The sequence below is a fragment of the Acinetobacter tjernbergiae DSM 14971 = CIP 107465 genome (genome assembly GCF_000374425.1).
GTDB classification, from domain to species: domain Bacteria; phylum Pseudomonadota; class Gammaproteobacteria; order Pseudomonadales; family Moraxellaceae; genus Acinetobacter; species Acinetobacter tjernbergiae.
Map to the genome: position 1 here is coordinate 23,248 of NZ_KB894376.1, position 17,039 is coordinate 40,286.

16 protein-coding genes and 1 pseudogene are annotated in these 17,039 nt (G+C 39.7%); 10 read left to right on the plus strand and 7 right to left on the minus strand.

All coding sequences use genetic code 11. The features are described from left to right. The first annotated feature begins 301 nt into the window (after positions 1-301). Together C502_RS0115605 and C502_RS0115610 are read left to right on the plus strand one after the other, a co-directional pair. Positions 302-1,750, plus strand: a complete 1,449-nt coding sequence (locus tag C502_RS0115605; protein WP_018679726.1) for a long-chain fatty acid transporter — start codon at positions 302-304, stop codon at positions 1,748-1,750. A gap of 274 nt (positions 1,751-2,024) precedes the next feature. After that, positions 2,025-3,254 carry an OmpP1/FadL family transporter gene (locus C502_RS0115610; protein ID WP_018679727.1) on the plus strand — a complete coding sequence of 410 codons (1,230 nt, stop codon included), beginning with the start codon at positions 2,025-2,027 and terminating at the stop codon, positions 3,252-3,254. A 71-nt stretch (positions 3,255-3,325) separates the two neighbouring features. Here the strand turns inward: C502_RS0115610 and thrH are convergent, their stop codons facing one another. Then, positions 3,326-3,943 carry a bifunctional phosphoserine phosphatase/homoserine phosphotransferase ThrH gene (gene thrH / locus C502_RS0115615; RefSeq protein ID WP_018679728.1) on the minus strand — a complete coding sequence of 206 codons (618 nt, stop codon included), beginning with the start codon at positions 3,941-3,943 and terminating at the stop codon, positions 3,326-3,328. Between the two features lie 170 nt (positions 3,944-4,113). On the opposite strand from thrH, the gene C502_RS0115620 reads away from it, so the two are divergent. Next, positions 4,114-4,848, plus strand: coding sequence for a phosphoadenylyl-sulfate reductase (locus C502_RS0115620; protein ID WP_018679729.1), 735 nt, complete (start codon positions 4,114-4,116; stop codon positions 4,846-4,848). A 494-nt stretch (positions 4,849-5,342) separates the two neighbouring features. Next, on the plus strand, positions 5,343-6,728 hold the full coding sequence (locus C502_RS0115625; RefSeq protein ID WP_018679730.1) for a WS/DGAT/MGAT family O-acyltransferase: 1,386 nt from the start codon (positions 5,343-5,345) through the stop codon (positions 6,726-6,728). Between the two features lie 40 nt (positions 6,729-6,768). On the opposite strand, the gene C502_RS19170 is transcribed toward C502_RS0115625, so the two are convergent. From C502_RS19170 to C502_RS0115655, 6 genes are all read right to left on the minus strand, one after another. Then, entirely contained in the window at positions 6,769-6,942 is a 174-nt protein-coding gene (locus C502_RS19170; RefSeq protein WP_018679731.1) for a PA1571 family protein, read from the minus strand. 135 nt (positions 6,943-7,077) lie between these two features. Further along, the gene (rng, locus tag C502_RS0115635; RefSeq protein ID WP_018679732.1) at positions 7,078-8,532 is read right to left on the minus strand and encodes a ribonuclease G; all 1,455 of its coding nucleotides are present in this window, start codon (positions 8,530-8,532) and stop codon (positions 7,078-7,080) included. A gap of 48 nt (positions 8,533-8,580) precedes the next feature. After that, on the minus strand, positions 8,581-9,141 hold the full coding sequence (locus tag C502_RS0115640) for a Maf-like protein (protein ID WP_018679733.1): 561 nt from the start codon (positions 9,139-9,141) through the stop codon (positions 8,581-8,583). Then, positions 9,129-9,620: a rod shape-determining protein MreD gene (gene mreD, locus C502_RS0115645; RefSeq protein ID WP_018679734.1), complete on the minus strand. Its 492-nt coding sequence runs from the start codon at positions 9,618-9,620 to the stop codon at positions 9,129-9,131. Before mreD ends, C502_RS0115640 begins: the two co-directional genes overlap by 13 nt. Next, on the minus strand, positions 9,607-10,464 hold the full coding sequence (gene mreC / locus C502_RS0115650; protein ID WP_018679735.1) for a rod shape-determining protein MreC: 858 nt from the start codon (positions 10,462-10,464) through the stop codon (positions 9,607-9,609). The genes mreD and mreC overlap by 14 nt, the downstream gene beginning before the upstream one ends. Before the next feature lie 17 nt (positions 10,465-10,481). Then, complete coding sequence (locus C502_RS0115655; RefSeq protein ID WP_004664594.1) at positions 10,482-11,522, minus strand: rod shape-determining protein; 1,041 nt, start codon at positions 11,520-11,522, stop codon at positions 10,482-10,484. Between the two features lie 133 nt (positions 11,523-11,655). Here C502_RS0115655 and gatC point away from each other — a divergent pair, with 133 nt between their 5' ends. The 6 genes and pseudogenes from gatC (at position 11,656) to C502_RS0115685 (ending at position 16,509) form a co-directional block, all read left to right on the plus strand. Continuing rightward, a complete protein-coding gene (gene gatC, locus C502_RS0115660; protein ID WP_023274682.1) occupies positions 11,656-11,973 on the plus strand; it encodes an Asp-tRNA(Asn)/Glu-tRNA(Gln) amidotransferase subunit GatC in 318 nt (105 codons plus the stop codon). A 53-nt stretch (positions 11,974-12,026) separates the two neighbouring features. Further along, positions 12,027-13,505, plus strand: coding sequence for an Asp-tRNA(Asn)/Glu-tRNA(Gln) amidotransferase subunit GatA (gene gatA / locus C502_RS0115665; RefSeq protein ID WP_018679737.1), 1,479 nt, complete (start codon positions 12,027-12,029; stop codon positions 13,503-13,505). Continuing rightward, positions 13,505-14,974: an Asp-tRNA(Asn)/Glu-tRNA(Gln) amidotransferase subunit GatB gene (gatB, locus tag C502_RS0115670; protein ID WP_018679738.1), complete on the plus strand. Its 1,470-nt coding sequence runs from the start codon at positions 13,505-13,507 to the stop codon at positions 14,972-14,974. Before gatA ends, gatB begins: the two co-directional genes overlap by 1 nt. Before the next feature lie 74 nt (positions 14,975-15,048). Next, positions 15,049-15,402 carry a hypothetical protein gene (locus C502_RS0115675; RefSeq protein WP_018679739.1) on the plus strand — a complete coding sequence of 118 codons (354 nt, stop codon included), beginning with the start codon at positions 15,049-15,051 and terminating at the stop codon, positions 15,400-15,402. A 60-nt stretch (positions 15,403-15,462) separates the two neighbouring features. Further along, positions 15,463-15,567 (plus strand): annotated as a pseudogene (locus tag C502_RS19770) (hypothetical protein); the annotation flags it as partial. Positions 15,568-15,684: 117 nt separating this feature from the next. Then, positions 15,685-16,509 carry a hypothetical protein gene (locus C502_RS0115685; RefSeq protein WP_018679741.1) on the plus strand — a complete coding sequence of 275 codons (825 nt, stop codon included), beginning with the start codon at positions 15,685-15,687 and terminating at the stop codon, positions 16,507-16,509. The last annotated feature ends 530 nt before the right edge of the window (positions 16,510-17,039 follow it).

Genomic DNA, 17,039 nt, shown 5'->3' on the forward strand with positions numbered 1-17,039 from the left:
TTAGGAATTTTTTTTTTTGAAAAAATGCAAAAAAATAACACGCTAGTTTTTAGTTAATAATCTATATTTATCATTATATTACCAGTAAAAATAGAAATATACACCAACATAAATAGCATTATTTTTATCCTGTTTCATGTCATCAATCGTACTGGGTAGTTCATTTAGAATATTTACTCTTATTTTAATTATGGTATTTTTGTTACATGAAGTTATAGCAAATCATGTGTGGTAAATGATTTGGCTTAGCAATGATAGCTTCTCTACCTAAAAAATCTTGAAGTTCAAGGAAAGATTTAAAATGAAATTAAAACATCTTAGCACTGCCATGATTTTAGCGACGCTGCCTGCAACTGGAGTATTTGCAGCAGCATTAGATCGTTCAGGTCAGTCTATATCTGCCTTTTTACAACCAGGTAACTATTTTGAAGCTGGTCTTTCGGTTCTAGATCCAACTGTTGAGGGGAAAGAAGCAGGTGTAACTGCAACTCAACGTGAAATTGGCGATATGGGTGATGATTACATGTTCCCAAGCGCCGCAGTAAAGCTTCAGCTTACTGACAATATCTCTTTTGGTCTACTCTATGACCAACCATTTGGTGCTGATGCAAAATATACGGGTGATAACGTTTTTGTATCAAACTCTAATGACGGTGTATTATCAGCAAAATCTATTGATGGTATCGTCACAAAAAACGCGATTGCCCTATTACAAGCTAATAACCAACCTGTAAATGCGCAAACAATTGCAGCTGCTAAAGCTCAAGTACAAAGTAGCCCAAAATTTCAACAATTAGCTGGTGCTTTAAATGCGGCTAAAAACTATCTTGGTTCAAGCACCTCTTCAAATAGCACTCAAGTTGAAGTAGATACACAGAGCCTTTCTATGGTTTTTGGTTTTCAACCAAATAAAAACCTTAATTTTTACGCTGGTCCTGTAATTCAAACTGTAAAAGGTAATGTAAACCTTCGTGGTGAAGCATATAGCGTTTACAATGGCTATGATGCAGATATCAAAGAAACAACAGGTACTGGTTGGTTAGCAGGCGCTGCATATCAAATTCCAGAAATTGCACTCAAAGCTTCTTTAACTTATCGTTCAGAAATTGATCATAATGTGAATATTAAAGAAGATCTCTCGTTATTAGCATTCCCTGGTTTAGCAAATGTACTTGCAGGTTTAGGTGTTGACCCAACTAAACTTTCAGCACTATCTGCCGACAAGAAAACTAAAATTACGACACCTCAATCTGTAAACCTTGATTTCCAAACAGGCATTATGGCAAATACCGTTGCCTTTGCTAATGTTCGTTGGGTAAATTGGAAAGATTTTTCAATCCAACCTTATAAATTTGGTGAACTTTCGAAAGTGCTCGGCGGTGCAGGCTTAGTTGCAGGCAAGCCAAATGGTTTCAACCTTGTTGAATATTCAGATGACCAATGGTCTGTGAATGCAGGTGTAGGGCGTAAACTTAGCGAGCAATGGGCTGGTAACGTTTCTGTAGGTTGGGATTCTGGTGCTGGTAACCCTGTAACAACATTAGGCCCAACAGAAGGTTATTGGAATGTAGGTTTAGGAGCTCAATATAGCCCTACTCCAGCAACCTTTATTGCTGGTGGTGTGAAATACTTCTGGTTAGGCGATGCTAAAGCTCAAACTGGCGCTCAATCAGGCGGAGAAGATTATGTCGCTGAATTTAAGAGCAATAATGCAATCGCTTACGGCTTGAAAATTGGTTATAAATTCTAATCCATACTGTTAAAAAAAGACCATCATCAGATGGTCTTTTTTTTCACAATTGAATTTGTTCCTCAAAAATCAACATACTCTCCACGAGAATTAATTACAATCAATGACTTATAATAAAATTAATTAAACTAACTAGTATATAAAATTACATGACTCAAGAAATTTCCATGACTTTATCAGTTCATTTATGGACATTTGTAAAATATTTAGGCTTTAAAAAATTGTGTTACTTTTCGCAACATTATTGTTACAAAGCGATATGAGAGAAATATCAATGAAGCTTAATGCGATTCAGCACGCTCTTTTACTTAGCTTACTCCCAAGCACTTCAGTTTTTGCAGCAGCATTAGACCGTTCTGGTCAGTCTATTGCACCTTTTTTACAACCAGGCAATTATTTTGAAGCAGGTGTCTCAGTTCTTGATCCAAATGTATCGGGGAAAGATACTTCACAAAATGACACAGGTGATATGGCAAATTATTACTATTCGCCAAACGCTGCTTTAAAACTTCAAGCAACCGAAAAATTCTCTATTGGCCTTATTTATGACCAACCTTATGGAGCTGATGCAGAATACAAAGGCAAAAATAACTTTATTGAAAGTCGCCCTTTTCCATTTAAAGGTGGTACTTCAGTTACAGTTGATACTGAAGATTTGAATTTAATTTTAGGTTATCAACCAAATCAAAACTGGAACATATATGCAGGTGCAGTTTATCAAACATTAGATGCAACGGTATTATTACGTGGTGTAAGTTACAGTGCTTATAGTGGTTATGACTTTAAAACTGGACGTGATGAAGCTCTTGGTTGGTTAGCTGGTGTCGCTTATCAAATTCCAGAAATTGCACTCAAAGCATCTTTAACATATCGTGCAAAAATCAAGCATGAAATGAATGCTTATGAAAAGCATGGTATTGCAGGAATGACTCTATCAGCAGATCTAAATGCGGGTTTAATTCAAATTAATAAATCTGAAGGTCAAACAGAAATCACCACACCTCAATCTGTTAATCTTGATTTTCAAACTGGAATTATGGCAAATACTGTTGCTTTTGCTAATTTACGTTGGGTAAATTGGAAAGACTTTGCCATCCGTCCATATAAATTTGGTGAAGCTTCACTTTTATCAGATATTGTAAAAAATACTGGTAAAAAAGATGGTTTTGATCTTGTTGCTTATACTGAGGATCAATACTCAATTAATGCTGGTGTAGGACGTAAACTTAATGACCACTGGGCAGGTAATGTATCTGTTGGTTGGGATTCAGGCGCAGGCAATCCTGTAACTACACTTGGTCCAACCGAAGGTTATTGGAATGTTGGTGTTGGTGTTCAATATAGCCCTGCTCCGAATTACTTTATTGCTGGTGGCGTAAAGTATTTCTGGTTAGGAGATGCTAAAGCTCAATCAGGTTCTCAATTCAACACACCTGGTTATGTTGCTGAATTCGAAGACAATAATACCATCGCTTATGGTTTGAAAATTGGTTACAAATTCTAATCAATTCCCCTAACCCCTCTTTTACAGAGGGGAACACCCTCCTTTAAAAAAGGAGGGTTGGGGAGGATTCGTTATTCTGGAATATTACGCTGTGAAACAGAACGAATCGCCTGCTTTAGCGCCTCATAACCATGGAGTGGCTGGAACTGAGGGAATTCAGCAATCACATTTTCTGGCGCATCAAATAAGAAACCATGATCCGCTTCACCCAACATGGTCGTATCATTATAAGAATCACCTGCCGCAATTACACGGAAATTTAAACCATGTAATGCTTTTACCGCTTGACGCTTTTGATCAGGCTGACGCAATTTATAAGCAGTGATCATACCATTCTCATCTGTCTCAAGTTTGTGACAGAAAATCGTTGGCCAACCCAGTTGTTTCATTAACGGATGCGCGAATTCATAAAACGTATCTGACAAAATAATCAGTTGGAAATGTGTACGTACCCATTCAACAAACTCTTTTGCACCTTCAAATGGCCCCATATCAGCAATCACAGCTTGGATATCATTTAAGCCCAAACCATGCTCTTTTAAAATGTTTAAACGTTGAGTCATCAAAACATCATAATCTGGAATATCACGCGTTGTTGCTTCTAATTCTTTAATGCCTGTTTTCTTGGCAAAGTTGATCCAGATTTCAGGTACAAGTACCCCTTCAAGGTCTAGGCATACGATTTCCATGAATGCATCCAATGTTGATTAAAAATTGCTGTATCATACCATTAAGATTTTCATTTTTGCGCTGTTGTTGAATAAAACGGTTTTATTCTGCAAGATAAAATTGATGACAAGTAAACTGCTTTGCTTAGAATGATTTACAATTGTGCCCAAGCCTTTCGCCAGGAACATCCATGACTGTTATTCCGACTATTGACCTTGTAGATGCGCTTGCTGCTGAATATGCAGATAAATCGCCACGAGAAATTTTAGAACTTGCTTTAAATCAAGAAGGTGAAATTGCCATTTCATTTTCAGGTGCAGAAGATGTTGTCTTAATTGATATTGCTTCTCGTATTGGAAAACCCTTCCGTGTATTTAGTTTAGATACGGGGCGTTTACATGCGGAGACGTATCAATTTATCGAAACTGTCCGTAAGCATTACAATATTAATATCGAAATTTGCTTCCCTGAATCTGCGACAGTTCAACAATTGGTCAATCAAAAAGGATTTTTCAGCTTCTTTGAAGATGGTCATCAGGAATGCTGTGGCGTTCGGAAAGTACAACCTTTACGTAAAAAACTAGCAACCCTAGATGGTTGGATTACAGGTCAACGTAAAGATCAAAGTCCAGGAACACGCAATGAAATTCCTGTGGTTCAAGCGGATGTTGGCTTTTCTGGTGAAGGTAAGCAACTGATTAAATACAATCCCCTTGCTAACTGGAGCAGCGCGGATGTATGGAGTTATATCCGTATGATGGAGATTCCATACAACCCTTTACATGAGCGTGGCTTTATTTCAATTGGTTGTGAACCATGTACCCGTGCTGTGCTGCCAAATCAACATGAACGTGAAGGTCGTTGGTGGTGGGAAGAAGCAACCCACAAAGAGTGCGGATTACACTCGGGTAATCTGAAAAAATAATTTCCTAGCAGATTTGGTATATAAAAACCACTGATCCATCAGTGGTTTTATTTTTTCTGACTTCCGTGTACAAAGTCATATTTTAACCAAACCAAACCATATATACTTCACACAACGGTTCAATAATTCTAATAAGAATTATAGAGTCTGCTGACATTTAACAGATGCTTGCGACAGAGGACTCTTTTAAACGGTACAAGGCATGACTTATGGTATTTAGCTATTCTAAATGAATAAGGCATAACGTAGTAGCGGCAAAAAATCCCCTGTCCTCGAGCTTTGCTTTGCGCTGCAATCAAAGCAGTGCTTTGCTTTTGCTCAGGTTATGGCTAAAACCACCTCAAACTTCGTTATGAAACTTGACAAGGGCATCGCTATTGCCTGCATTTCATGCCTCGTTTGTGTGGTTTTAGCCTATAACACAAGGCATGCTTGAAACGTCATCAGGCCCTACAAGTATCTTATAAAAAATGCAATGAGAGGCTATATCTGCTATGCGCCCATTACACCCTATTGATTTTATTTTTCTCTCATTAGAGAAAAGACAGCAACCTATGCATGTAGGGGGATTGTTTTTATTTGAAATCCCAGAGAATGCATCTCCGACATTCGTACATGATCTTGTTCAAGATATCCGTCAATCGAAGAGTATTCCTGTTCCTCCATTTAACAATCAACTAACTGGATTATTCTGGGGTGAAGATCCTGAATTCGATATTGATCATCATTTCCGTCATATCGCGTTACCAAATCCAGGGCGTATTCGTGAACTATTGGTCTATATTTCACAGCAACACAGTTCCTTGATTGACCGTGCAAAACCATTATGGACTTGCGATATTATTGAAGGTATTGAAGGCAATCGCTTCGCAATGTATTTCAAAATCCATCATGCGATGGTTGATGGCGTTGCGGGTATGCGCCTCATTGAAAAATCATTATCTAAAGATCCAAATGAAAAACATGTTATACCTTTATGGTGTGTAGAAGGTAAGCGTACTAAACGTTTAAAAGCACCTAAAGCCCCTACTGTAAGTAAAATCAAAGGGGTTTTGGATACGATTAAATCACAGTGTGAAGTCGCACCTAAAGTGATGCAGGAACTTTCACAAACCTTATTTAAGGAAATCGGGAAAAATCCTGATTATGTCTCAACATTTCAAGCACCACCATCGATCTTAAACCAACGTGTTAGTTCTTCTCGCCGTTTTGCTGCACAATCTTTTGAGTTGGAACGTTTCCGCCGTATCGCTAAAACACTTGGTGTAACACTCAATGACATTGTATTAGCAGTTTGCTCTGGTGCATTACGTGAATATCTGATCAATCAAAATAGTTTGCCAAAAAAACCTTTGATTGCGATGGTTCCTGCTTCATTGCGTACTGATGATTCTGATTTCAGCAATCGTATTACCATGATTTTGGCAAACCTAGCCACTCATATTGCAGACCCAATTGAACGTTTAGAAATCATTCGTCGTAGCGTACAAAACTCTAAAGAGCGTTTTAGTCGTATGACTGCGAGTGAAATCCTGAACTACAGTGCTGTTGTTTATGGCCCTGCGGGATTAAATATTGCTTCAGGAATGTTACCGAAACGTCAGGCATTTAATCTAGTGATTTCGAATGTACCAGGACCACGTGAACCATTATATTGGAATGGCGCAAAACTTGATGCGCTTTATCCAGCATCAATCGTCATGGATGGCCAAGCACTCAACATCACCATGACCAGTTATCTGGACAAGTTGGAAGTCGGTTTAATTGCGTGTCGTAATACTGTACCAAAAATGCAGACACTTCTTACACATTTAGAGGATGAAATTCGACGCTTTGAACAAGTGATTCAAGATCGACCACAACAGAAAGTTGCAAATTAAGCATCGCGCTGAAAAGAATTAAGGGGCTTTCAATAGCCCCTTATTTTTTAATTGTACGGCAACGTTGTAATAGTTGATGGCAGGCTAAACGGATCATTGCCGTTGTAATTTGGACCTCTTTACCTTGGCTATCAACCATATAACATGTATTTACAGGGTTACTGTCTAAAACATGTTTCAAACCGTGATTCACTAATCTTTCACTGACATGCATGATTATATACCTCATATTATTTGCTAAGGTACTCCAAAGTACCTATGGCTCATTTTATGGTTCTAGTATTTAAAATTCATGATAGAAAGTAAAATTTCAGTTGTAACAAGGATTAAGCGAAATTTTGTTACAACTTTAGCTCAGAATGATATCGTATTGCTCTTGCGTATATAAATTTTCAACTTGGAATTTAATCACCCGATCCACGAAATGTTCTAAATCCGCGACAGCTGGGGCTTCTGCTGTTAATAAGCGATCAATCACCGCTGGATGAGCAACAACAGTAAAGCCACCCTTGGAATCAAATGCACGTGCATAACGCATGATCTCTCGAAATATCTCGTAACATACTGTCTCTGCTGTCTTTACATATCCACGTCCTTGACAGGTTGGACATGATTCACACAGTAAATGCTCCAAAGATTCACGCGTCCGTTTCCGCGTCATTTCAACCAAACCAAGTTCAGAAACTTGCGTGATTTTAGTCTTAGCATGATCACGTTCGAGCATCCGCTCAAACTGACGCATGACATCTTGACGATGCTCAAGTTCCTGCATGTCAATAAAATCAATAATGATGATACCGCCAAGGTTACGCAGACGAAGTTGTCTCGCAATGACCTGTGTCGCTTCCATATTGGTTTTAAATACCGTGTCTTCTAAGCTGCGACCACCGACATAAGAACCTGTATTGACATCAATCGTCGTCATGGCTTCAGTCTGATCAAGCATCAGATAGCCACCCGACTTGAGTGCTACACGCGTTTGCAACGCTTTTTGAATATCTTCTTCAACATTATACAAATCAAAAAGTGGCTTTTCGCCCGGATAATGAATCAGACGATTTTCAATTGTAGGAACAAATTCCTGCACAAACTCACTTAACTTGGCATGAATCTCACGAGAATCGACATAAATTTTTGCCGTTTCATCGCTTGCCAAGTCACGTACAATTCGTTGTGGTAAAGGCAATTCTTCAAAAATAAGTTCAGGTGTAGAAACTTCTTTTTGCTTACGCTGAATATATTCCCAAAGCTTACTCAAATAGCACATATCTTGTGCGATCGCCGATTCGTCCACACCTTCCGCTGCTGTACGAACAATCACACTACCAGGTAGGCTATGTTCAGACTGAATACGCTCAATCATACTGCGGAGACGATCACGCTCTTCTTCAGACTCAATACGTTGTGATACACCAATATGATTGCCATAAGGCATCAAAACGAGATAACGCGATGGGATTGAAAGATCTGTACTCAGTCGAGCGCCTTTGGTGCCCAACATATCTTTCATCACTTGAACCGTCAACATCTGCCCTGGATGCAAAAGTTCAAAAACATTCGGTGTGGGTTGTGAACGTGACCACACCATATCATTGATATGTAAAAAAGCCGTTCGAGACAAACCAATATCGACAAAAGCAGCTTGCATACCCGGTAATACACGCACCACTTTACCTTTATAAATATTACCCACTAAACCACGTTTTACCGTGCGCTCAACAAATAACTCATTGACCGTACCATTTTCAATCAACGCCACCCGACATTCCATCGGCGTGACATTGATCAGCAATTCTTCTGCCATAATTTACTCAAAACTTTATAAAAATTCTTATATCCGAAAGTGTTTGCTTTAAACTTTAACGCTTTCTAATAACTGTGCTATTTCGTACAACGGTAAACCAACCACATTACTATAACTTCCCCGAATTTGAGGAATATATTGTGCTGCAATCCCTTGAATTGCGTATGCCCCAGCCTTTCCGATTGGCTCACCTGTTGCCCAATATTTTTCCATTTTGGTATGACTTAACTGTTGCAACTCGACTTGAGTTTGTACAACTTGACTTAAAATTTGAGTAGCAGTTGCCACACATATTCCAGAAAAAACATCATGCCATTGTCCTGACAACTGCATCCAAATTTCAAACGCATGTTGCTTTGATTCTGGCTTACCAATGATTTTTCCTGCAAAACTTAAACTGGTATCAGCTGCAATCACAGTTGCTTCGGGAAACAGATTTAAAACAACCTGAGCTTTTGATCTTGCCAAGCGTTCCACGTATTGCTCAACTGTTTCACCAAGCAATACGGTTTCATCAATATCTGGACTATATATTTCAAAGTCTAAGCCTAACTGCTGTAGCAGTTCTTTGCGACGAGGGGAACTCGAGGCTAAAATTAAATGCGCCATTTATGCAAACAATAATAAACAATCGGCCATGCAAATACACTGGTTACAAAAGGTTGCCAATGACGAGCAATTGAAAAATGTGCTCCAGAAATCGTTTGACTGACCCATAGAAAGGTAATGTGCGCAACGATTGCAATTACAGCAATAACCCATGAATTCGCAAAGGTTAAAATTCGGCGCTCACGAATTAAATATCGCGTCCCAAACGTAATGAGTACGAAACTCAAAGCATTTAAACCTAACGGGGCATCTAGCAATAAATCCGTAAAAATTCCGATTGCAAAAGCAAACCATACCCCACACCAAATCGGTTGATAAAGAATCCAAAACAGTATGATCATTAACATTATTGAAGGTCGCCATCCTGATGTCTCATAAGACATCGGATATACCATCAGAATTGATCCGATAATAATAGAGACGATAATCATCCAAAGTGGATCTTTGCGTTTCTCATAGTTCAATCTAGCGATCGGCATAAGGTTGCTCCTGCGCTAAAGATTCTGAGAACAGCACGACCACATGATGCCCACTGGCAAGCTGTGCAGCAGGAATGACATCAATTTCGGCAAACTCACCTGAATTATGACGACTGACTTTAGACACAGTCCCCACTAAATAACCTGCTGGAAAATGTTCACCTAAGCCTGAACTAAACACTTTGTCGCCAACCTGAATATTCGCACTGGTGGGAACATACTCCATCTTAAGCTGCCCCAAATCCCCCGTTCCAGATACAATCGCACGCATCCCTGTACGTTCTAAACGCACGGATAATGAATGTTCTTTATCGGATAACAACATGATACGAGCACTATGTGGGTAGACATTAATCAACTGTCCCATAATTCCCTTATCATCAAGAACAGTTTGCCCGACTTTTAAATGATCAACAGAACCACGATTAATAATAATAATATGTCGTAATGGATCTGCATCTGTACCAATCACTTCCGCGATCTGCATACGCCCATCAATAATCAATGGCGTATCCAAAAGTCCTCTTAAACGGTTATTTTCCGCTGAGAGTTCTGAAAGTTTTTGTAGACGGACTTGTGCTTGAAGAAGTTCAGCCTGCATCGCAGTATTTTCACGGCGCAATTGAGCTTCAGATTTGGTTTGTTGGTTGAGCCATTCTCGCGACAGTACAGGATAACTTGCCAGCGCATAAATGGGATTATACGCTGCGTACAAGACATCTCTTGCTGGTTGAATCACATAAGGCATGCGCCAATCAAAAAACAGCACGACCAAACATGAAATAACCGCAATAATAAATGAGCGAAAAGATGGCGGTTGTCTTGAAAAAAGATTCGGTTGCACCGCCTAGTCCTTATGATTTAGCCAACAAAAAGCATGTCATGATTTGGATTATCAAAGAACTCTAATACTTTACCGCCACCACGAGTGACACAAGTTAGAGGGTCATCTGCAACAATCACAGGTAGACCTGTTTCTTGCGCAAGCAGTTTGTCAAGGTTACGCAGTAATGCACCACCACCTGTCAACACGATACCACGTTCTGCAATATCCGAAGAAAGTTCAGGTGGTGTTTGTTCTAGTGCTGACTTCACTGCGCTGACAATGCTTTGTAATGGATCTGCAATCGCTTGTGAAATTTCATCAGAAGTGACCGTAATCGCACGTGGCACACCTTCTGCCAAATTACGACCGCGCACTTCAATCTGAAGTGTTTTGCCATCAGTTACAGCCATACCCACTTCTTTCTTAATGGTTTCTGCTGTGGTTTCCCCAATCACGCAACCGTGTGCTTTACGAACGTAATTGATAATTTGCTCATCAAATACATCACCACCGATACGTAATGAATCGGCATACACACAACCTTGTAATGAAATGATTGCAATTTCAGTGGTACCACCACCTACATCCACGACCATTGAACCACATGCTTGCTCAACAGGCATACCTGCGCCAATTGCAGCAGCCATTGGTTCTTCAATCAAACGTACATCACGTGCGCCTGCATTGAATACCGCCTCACGAATCGCACGGCGTTCAACTAAAGTTGATTTACATGGGACACACACCACAACACGCGGCGCTGGTGGAAATAAACGCTTTTCATGTACTTTGCCGATAAACTGATTCAACATGGTCTCAGTGACTTCAAAGTCGGCAATCACACCGTCTTTCATCGGACGAATCGCTGAAATATTCGCTGGTGTACGACCTAACATTTGTTTAGCATCTAGACCAACAGCAGCAACAATTTTCTGCGAACCGCTATGACGAATCGCCACAACAGTCGGTTCATTTAATATAATGCCACGGCCTGGTGCATAAATAAGTGTATTTGCCGTACCTAAATCAATGGCTAAATCCGGCGAAAACAAGCCAATTAGTCGTTTTAGAATCACGGGGGCGTTCTCAATTAAACTTTGTATGGATGCAAGGTGGCAACTTTAACGAAATGTGATGCTTTGAACAAGTCAATCGCTTATTATAACGCACGATATTTTGCAATTTTTTGATACTGAATTAGGTAAAGTTATGTCTACATCATCAGATGCTCAGCAGACAACGGACTTAAATGCACAGACCGTTTCAGCGATTGCACACCTTGCTCGTTTGTCCCTAAATGACACGCAATCTACTGAATATGCTCAAAGTTTAAATAAAATTCTTGGCATGATGGAAAGCCTAAAAGGCATTAATACCGATGATGTTGAGCCTTTAAAAAGTCCATTTGACAATCCACAACCATTACGTGTTGATATTGTAAGTGAAAGCAACCATCGTGATGAATATCAAGCGGTCGCTCCTGCAACAGAAGCAGGCTTGTACCTTGTACCTCGCGTAATTGAATAATTTCTATTCGATTAGTCAATATTTTATATTTAGAATGTAAAGAAATTTTTCATATGACAGATTTACATCGCTTATCAATCCGTGAACTCTCTGAAGGGCTAAAACAAGCTCAATTTTCATCACGCGAATTGACCGAACATTATTTAAAACGTATTGCCCAAATTGACCCGAAAGTAAAAAGTTATGTAACAATGACAGCAGAACAAGCACTTGTTGAAGCTGACGCTGCTGATGCTGCATTCAAAGCAGGTCATGCACATGCACTTGCGGGTATTCCACTTGCGCATAAAGACATTTTTTGTACCAAAGGGATTAAAACCACTGCGGGTTCAAAAATGTTGGATAACTTCATTTCACCTTATGATGCGACCGTCGTTGCCAAAGCCAAAGCTGCGGGTCTCGTGACTTTAGGTAAGGTGAATATGGATGAATTCGCAATGGGTTCAACCTCTGAAAGTTCATATTTTGGCGCAACGGGTAACCCGTGGGCATTAGATCATGTCCCAGGCGGTTCATCAGGTGGTTCAGCTGCGGCTGTTGCGGCTGATTTAGCTCCGATTGCAACAGGAACTGATACAGGTGGCTCAATTCGTCAACCTGCTTCATTCTGCGGCTTAACTGGCTTAAAACCGACCTATGGTCGTGTCTCTCGCTTTGGTATGATTGCTTATGCATCATCACTCGATCAGGGTGGTCCAATGGCACGTTCTGCGGAAGACTGTGCTTATTTGATGAATGTGATTGCAGGTCATGATGCTAAAGACTCAACTTCGGTGAATAAAGATGTTGACGATTACGTTGCTAACTTGAATGGCACAGCAGTCAAAGGCTTACGCATTGGTATTCCAAAGCAATACTTTAATGTGGCTGGTTTAGATGCAGACGTAAAAGCACGTGTTGAAGAATCTTTGAAAAAGCTTGAAGACATGGGCGCAACTTTGGTTGAGATTGATCTCAACATGACCGAAGCTTATGTACCCACGTATTACTTGATCGCACCTGCGGAAGCATCATCGAACTTGTCACGTTATGACGGCGTACGTTATGGCTACCGTGCAGAAAACCCTGTGGACTTGATGGACTTATACAAACGTTCACGTTCAGAAGGGTTTGGTGCCGAAGTACAACGTCGTATCCTGATCGGGACGTATGCCCTTTCTGCGGGTTACTACGATGCCTACTATGTGAAAGCACAAAAAGTACGTCGTTTGATCCAACAAGATTTCCTCAAAGCATTTGAAAATGTCGATGTGATTGCTGCGCCATCTGCACCAACCACAGCCTATAAGATCGGTGCAAATCTCAGCCCGACTGAAATGTACTTAGGCGATATCTATACCCTTGCTGTGAACTTGGCAGGTCTACCTGCGATCAACGCACCTGTTGGTTTCGATAAAGACAACTTGCCTGTGGGCTTACAGTTGATTGGTAACTACTGGTCAGAATCACAATTGCTTTCGATTGTGCATCAATATCAACAAAATACAGACTGGCATACCAAACGTGCGGCAATTGCTGAGGAGAATGCATAATGACTGAAGCTCAAAAGTTAAAGTTAATTGACGGTTGGGAAGTTGTTATCGGGATCGAAATCCACACGCAATTGGCGACTAAGTCTAAAATCTTTTCAGGCTCATCGACTGAATTTGGTCAAGACCCAAATACACAAGCCAGTCTTGTTGATTTAGCCATGCCGGGCGTATTACCAGTATTGAATGCTGAAGTGGTTGATCTTGCGATTCGCTTTGGTTTGGGTATTGATGCTTATATCGATCAAGCTTCAGTATTTGCACGTAAAAACTACTTCTACCCAGATTCGCCAAAAGGCTATCAGATCAGCCAGATGGACAATCCGATTGTTGGCTTGGGTCATATCGACATCCAGCTTGAAGATGGCACTGTGAAGCGTATTGGCGTGACCCGTGCCCATCTTGAAGAAGATGCAGGTAAATCAATCCATGACCAATTCGAAGGTATGTCAGGTATCGACTTAAACCGTGCGGGCACACCTTTACTTGAAATCGTATCTGAACCAGATATGCGTTCGGTCGACGAAGCGGTTGCTTATATCAAATCCATTCACACGCTCGTGCGTTGGTTAGGTATTTCTGACGGTAACATGGCAGAAGGTTCATTCCGTGCTGACTGTAACGTGTCACTCCGTCGTCCAAACCAACCATTTGGTACACGTTGCGAGTTGAAAAACCTCAACTCATTCCGTTTCATTGAGCAAGCGATCAACGTTGAAATTCAACGTCAAATGGATATTTTGGAAGATGGTGGAAAGATCGACCAAGAAACGCGTTTGTTCGATCCAAACAAGATGGAAACGCGTTCAATGCGTTCTAAGGAAGAAGCGAACGACTATCGCTACTTCCCTGATCCAGACTTATTACCTGTAATCATTGCGGATGAGCAGATCGAAGCGGCACGTGCTGCCCTGCCTGAATTGCCTAAAGCGCGCCGTGCGCGTTTTATCGCTGACTTTGCTGTGACTGAGTACGATGCACATGTGTTGACGCTGTCACGCGAAATGGCGGACTTCTACGAAGCGGTTGTGGCTGCTGCGGGCGGTGCTGCGCAAGGTAAAGTCTCTGCAAACTGGGTGATGGGTGAGTTTTCAGGTGCTTTAAACAAAGCAGGCTTAGAATTGGCGGACTCTCCTGTTTCTGCTGAACAGTTAGGCGGCATGATCGCGCGTATTGTCGACAATACCATTAACGGCAAAATCGCGAAGCAAGTGTTTGGCTTTATGTGGGAAGCAGAAGGAAAATCTGCGGATGACATTATTGCTGAGAAAGGCTTAAAGCAAGAAACCGATACAGGTGCGATTGAAGCGATTATCAAAGACGTGCTTGCAGCCAATGAAAAAATGGTTGAAGAGTACAAGTCTGGTAAAGAAAAAGCCTTTAATGGTCTTGTCGGTCAAGTCATGAAAGCTGCAAAAGGTAAAGCTAACCCAGCTCAAGTGAATGAATTGATGAAAAAACTGATTGGCTGATTATTGACCAATCAATTGTTTTTATGAGATAAAACCTCACTTCATGTGGGGTTTTTATAATTAGGAATATACTTATGAACGTCAATAATGCGAAAGAATTAAAACAGGCCATCCAAAATAAAGAGAATGAAATCCTTATTAAGGATAAAAAATTAATTACTCAATTAAAAGCTCTAAATTATATCTTAAAGCTTGGACCTTTTGCTGTTGCTGGTCTAATTACAGCTATACCTCTAGTAAGTACAACAGGCCCACTAGGTTTTGCTGCCGTTTCGGCAATTGCGCCTACAACAGCAATCTCAGCATCGGCTATTGTCGCTTTAATCGTAGCAATTGGAGGGACTATAGCCATAAGTTTATTAACTGATTGGGAAATTGTAGAGTTACCAATGGGTATTAAGCTAAAAAGAAAATCCAAAGCATCTTAATATTAAATTTCAAGAATAAATTTAGAATGATTGTGGTTATTAATTAACGATAAAATTTTTAAAGAAAAAGCCTTTAATGGTCTCGTTAATGAGGTGATGAACGCTGTAAAAGGTAAAACCAACCCTGCACAAGCGATTGCCTTAATAAAGAAATTGATTGGTTAGGCTGATCTAAGTTCAAAAACCCCGCTTTAGAGCAGTTTTTTTATCATAAGCTACAACAATACTATTGAATTGATTTTTATTAAGTTTTAATATTATATCTTTTATCTATTACAAAAAATGAATGCATCAGTAGAGATTTCGCCAGAGATAAACACAATTTCGGAAGCAGAAAAATATTTAAAAGAACAACAGGAAACATTAGCTTCGTTAAAAATTGGAGTTCCTGATCTAAATGGTTACCCTATTAAAAATATTTATGCTAGGGGAAATGAATATCTAATATACGACACTACTGAAGAGTCCGTCCATCAAACAATTAAGGTTCTAATTTACACCGAGCAAGATGACGATCCAAAAAAAATTTGTCATGCATTTAACCGTGTTAAAAACAAGTTCGATAAATTAAAAACTGTTTTATATAAATCAGGAGACAATCCTCTTCATAAACAAAGAGCAGCCTCCGCTGTTGTAATCATATTGCAAGAACCAAATAAAGAAGACGAAGTAAATAACCTTTTAGAAGAGATTACAAATGATATAAAAAAAGAGTATGAGGACAAGCTGTGGGGACGTTTAGCTTATCTAGCAGGAGCATTATCTATTACGTTAACAGGTGTGATATCTGCTTGTTTTTCGTATGTTTATAGAAACTCGGAATTTTTCTCGAACAATGAAATATTATTGTCTGTTATCTACTGTTGTATGTTTGCAGGAATTGGTGGATTTTTCTCAGTTTCATTAAAATCACAGTCCATATTTATCATGGAAGCGACAAATAAATTTATGTATTTTTTATATGGTTTAGAGAGAAATACAATTGCCGTAATTGCAGGATTAGCTTGTTTCGTTCTCTTATCATCAGAAATTATTTTTGCAAATGTTAAAGATGGAAATACTGGTATTTTCTTTTTTAATGAGTGTCTGTTTCTTCTCAGGTTTTAGTGAAAAATTTATACCAAACGCTTTAAGTACTATCGGTAACGAATAAACTCCCTTTTATTTCGATTAAATGCCATATCCAAATTCCCCTAAGTCCCCCTTTTTTCAAAGGGGGACGTCAAGTAATCAATTTGATACGCGTGGTTCCCTTTCCATTGACAAAGGAGAGAGCTATTATTTAATTTTCAAAATTTTAAACAGACAAGCACATCAAACACGATCATCAAAAAGTATTCTCTATCACTAAACTTGAAGACTGACGAACTATTCAACTGTCAAATTCATTCTTTATGTACGACTTCCTATATAGCGAAATCACAAATCGGTACGGTGTACCCAATTTCCTAGACCTCCCTGTCATTTTCATCTGTACAGGCACAAAAATCTGCCAAAAAACTACTCGAACCACTGTAAAAAAAGTTTAGTTATATTGCTATTCGTTCAGCTTATCACTCGCCAAGCGTAAACCACAATTCGGCAATCAAAAAGGACATAACCGTGCAAACAACGAGAAAAATTTTGCTAGTCACATA

Bases quoted from the DNA above. Each gene is read 5' to 3' on its own strand.
- C502_RS0115605 (WP_018679726.1), top strand. From the start codon at position 302: ATGAAATTAAAACATCTTAGCACTGCCATGATTTTAGCGACGCTGCCT.
- C502_RS0115610 (WP_018679727.1), top strand. From the start codon at position 2,025: ATGAAGCTTAATGCGATTCAGCACGCTCTTTTACTTAGCTTACTCCCA.
- thrH (WP_018679728.1), bottom strand. From the start codon at position 3,943: ATGGAAATCGTATGCCTAGACCTTGAAGGGGTACTTGTACCTGAAATC.
- C502_RS0115620 (WP_018679729.1), top strand. From the start codon at position 4,114: ATGACTGTTATTCCGACTATTGACCTTGTAGATGCGCTTGCTGCTGAA.
- C502_RS0115625 (WP_018679730.1), top strand. From the start codon at position 5,343: ATGCGCCCATTACACCCTATTGATTTTATTTTTCTCTCATTAGAGAAA.
- C502_RS19170 (WP_018679731.1), bottom strand. From the start codon at position 6,942: ATGCATGTCAGTGAAAGATTAGTGAATCACGGTTTGAAACATGTTTTA.
- rng (WP_018679732.1), bottom strand. From the start codon at position 8,532: ATGGCAGAAGAATTGCTGATCAATGTCACGCCGATGGAATGTCGGGTG.
- C502_RS0115640 (WP_018679733.1), bottom strand. From the start codon at position 9,141: ATGGCGCATTTAATTTTAGCCTCGAGTTCCCCTCGTCGCAAAGAACTG.
- mreD (WP_018679734.1), bottom strand. From the start codon at position 9,620: ATGCCGATCGCTAGATTGAACTATGAGAAACGCAAAGATCCACTTTGG.
- gatC (WP_023274682.1), top strand. From the start codon at position 11,656: ATGTCTACATCATCAGATGCTCAGCAGACAACGGACTTAAATGCACAG.
- gatA (WP_018679737.1), top strand. From the start codon at position 12,027: ATGACAGATTTACATCGCTTATCAATCCGTGAACTCTCTGAAGGGCTA.
- gatB (WP_018679738.1), top strand. From the start codon at position 13,505: ATGACTGAAGCTCAAAAGTTAAAGTTAATTGACGGTTGGGAAGTTGTT.
- C502_RS0115675 (WP_018679739.1), top strand. From the start codon at position 15,049: ATGAACGTCAATAATGCGAAAGAATTAAAACAGGCCATCCAAAATAAA.
- C502_RS0115685 (WP_018679741.1), top strand. From the start codon at position 15,685: ATGAATGCATCAGTAGAGATTTCGCCAGAGATAAACACAATTTCGGAA.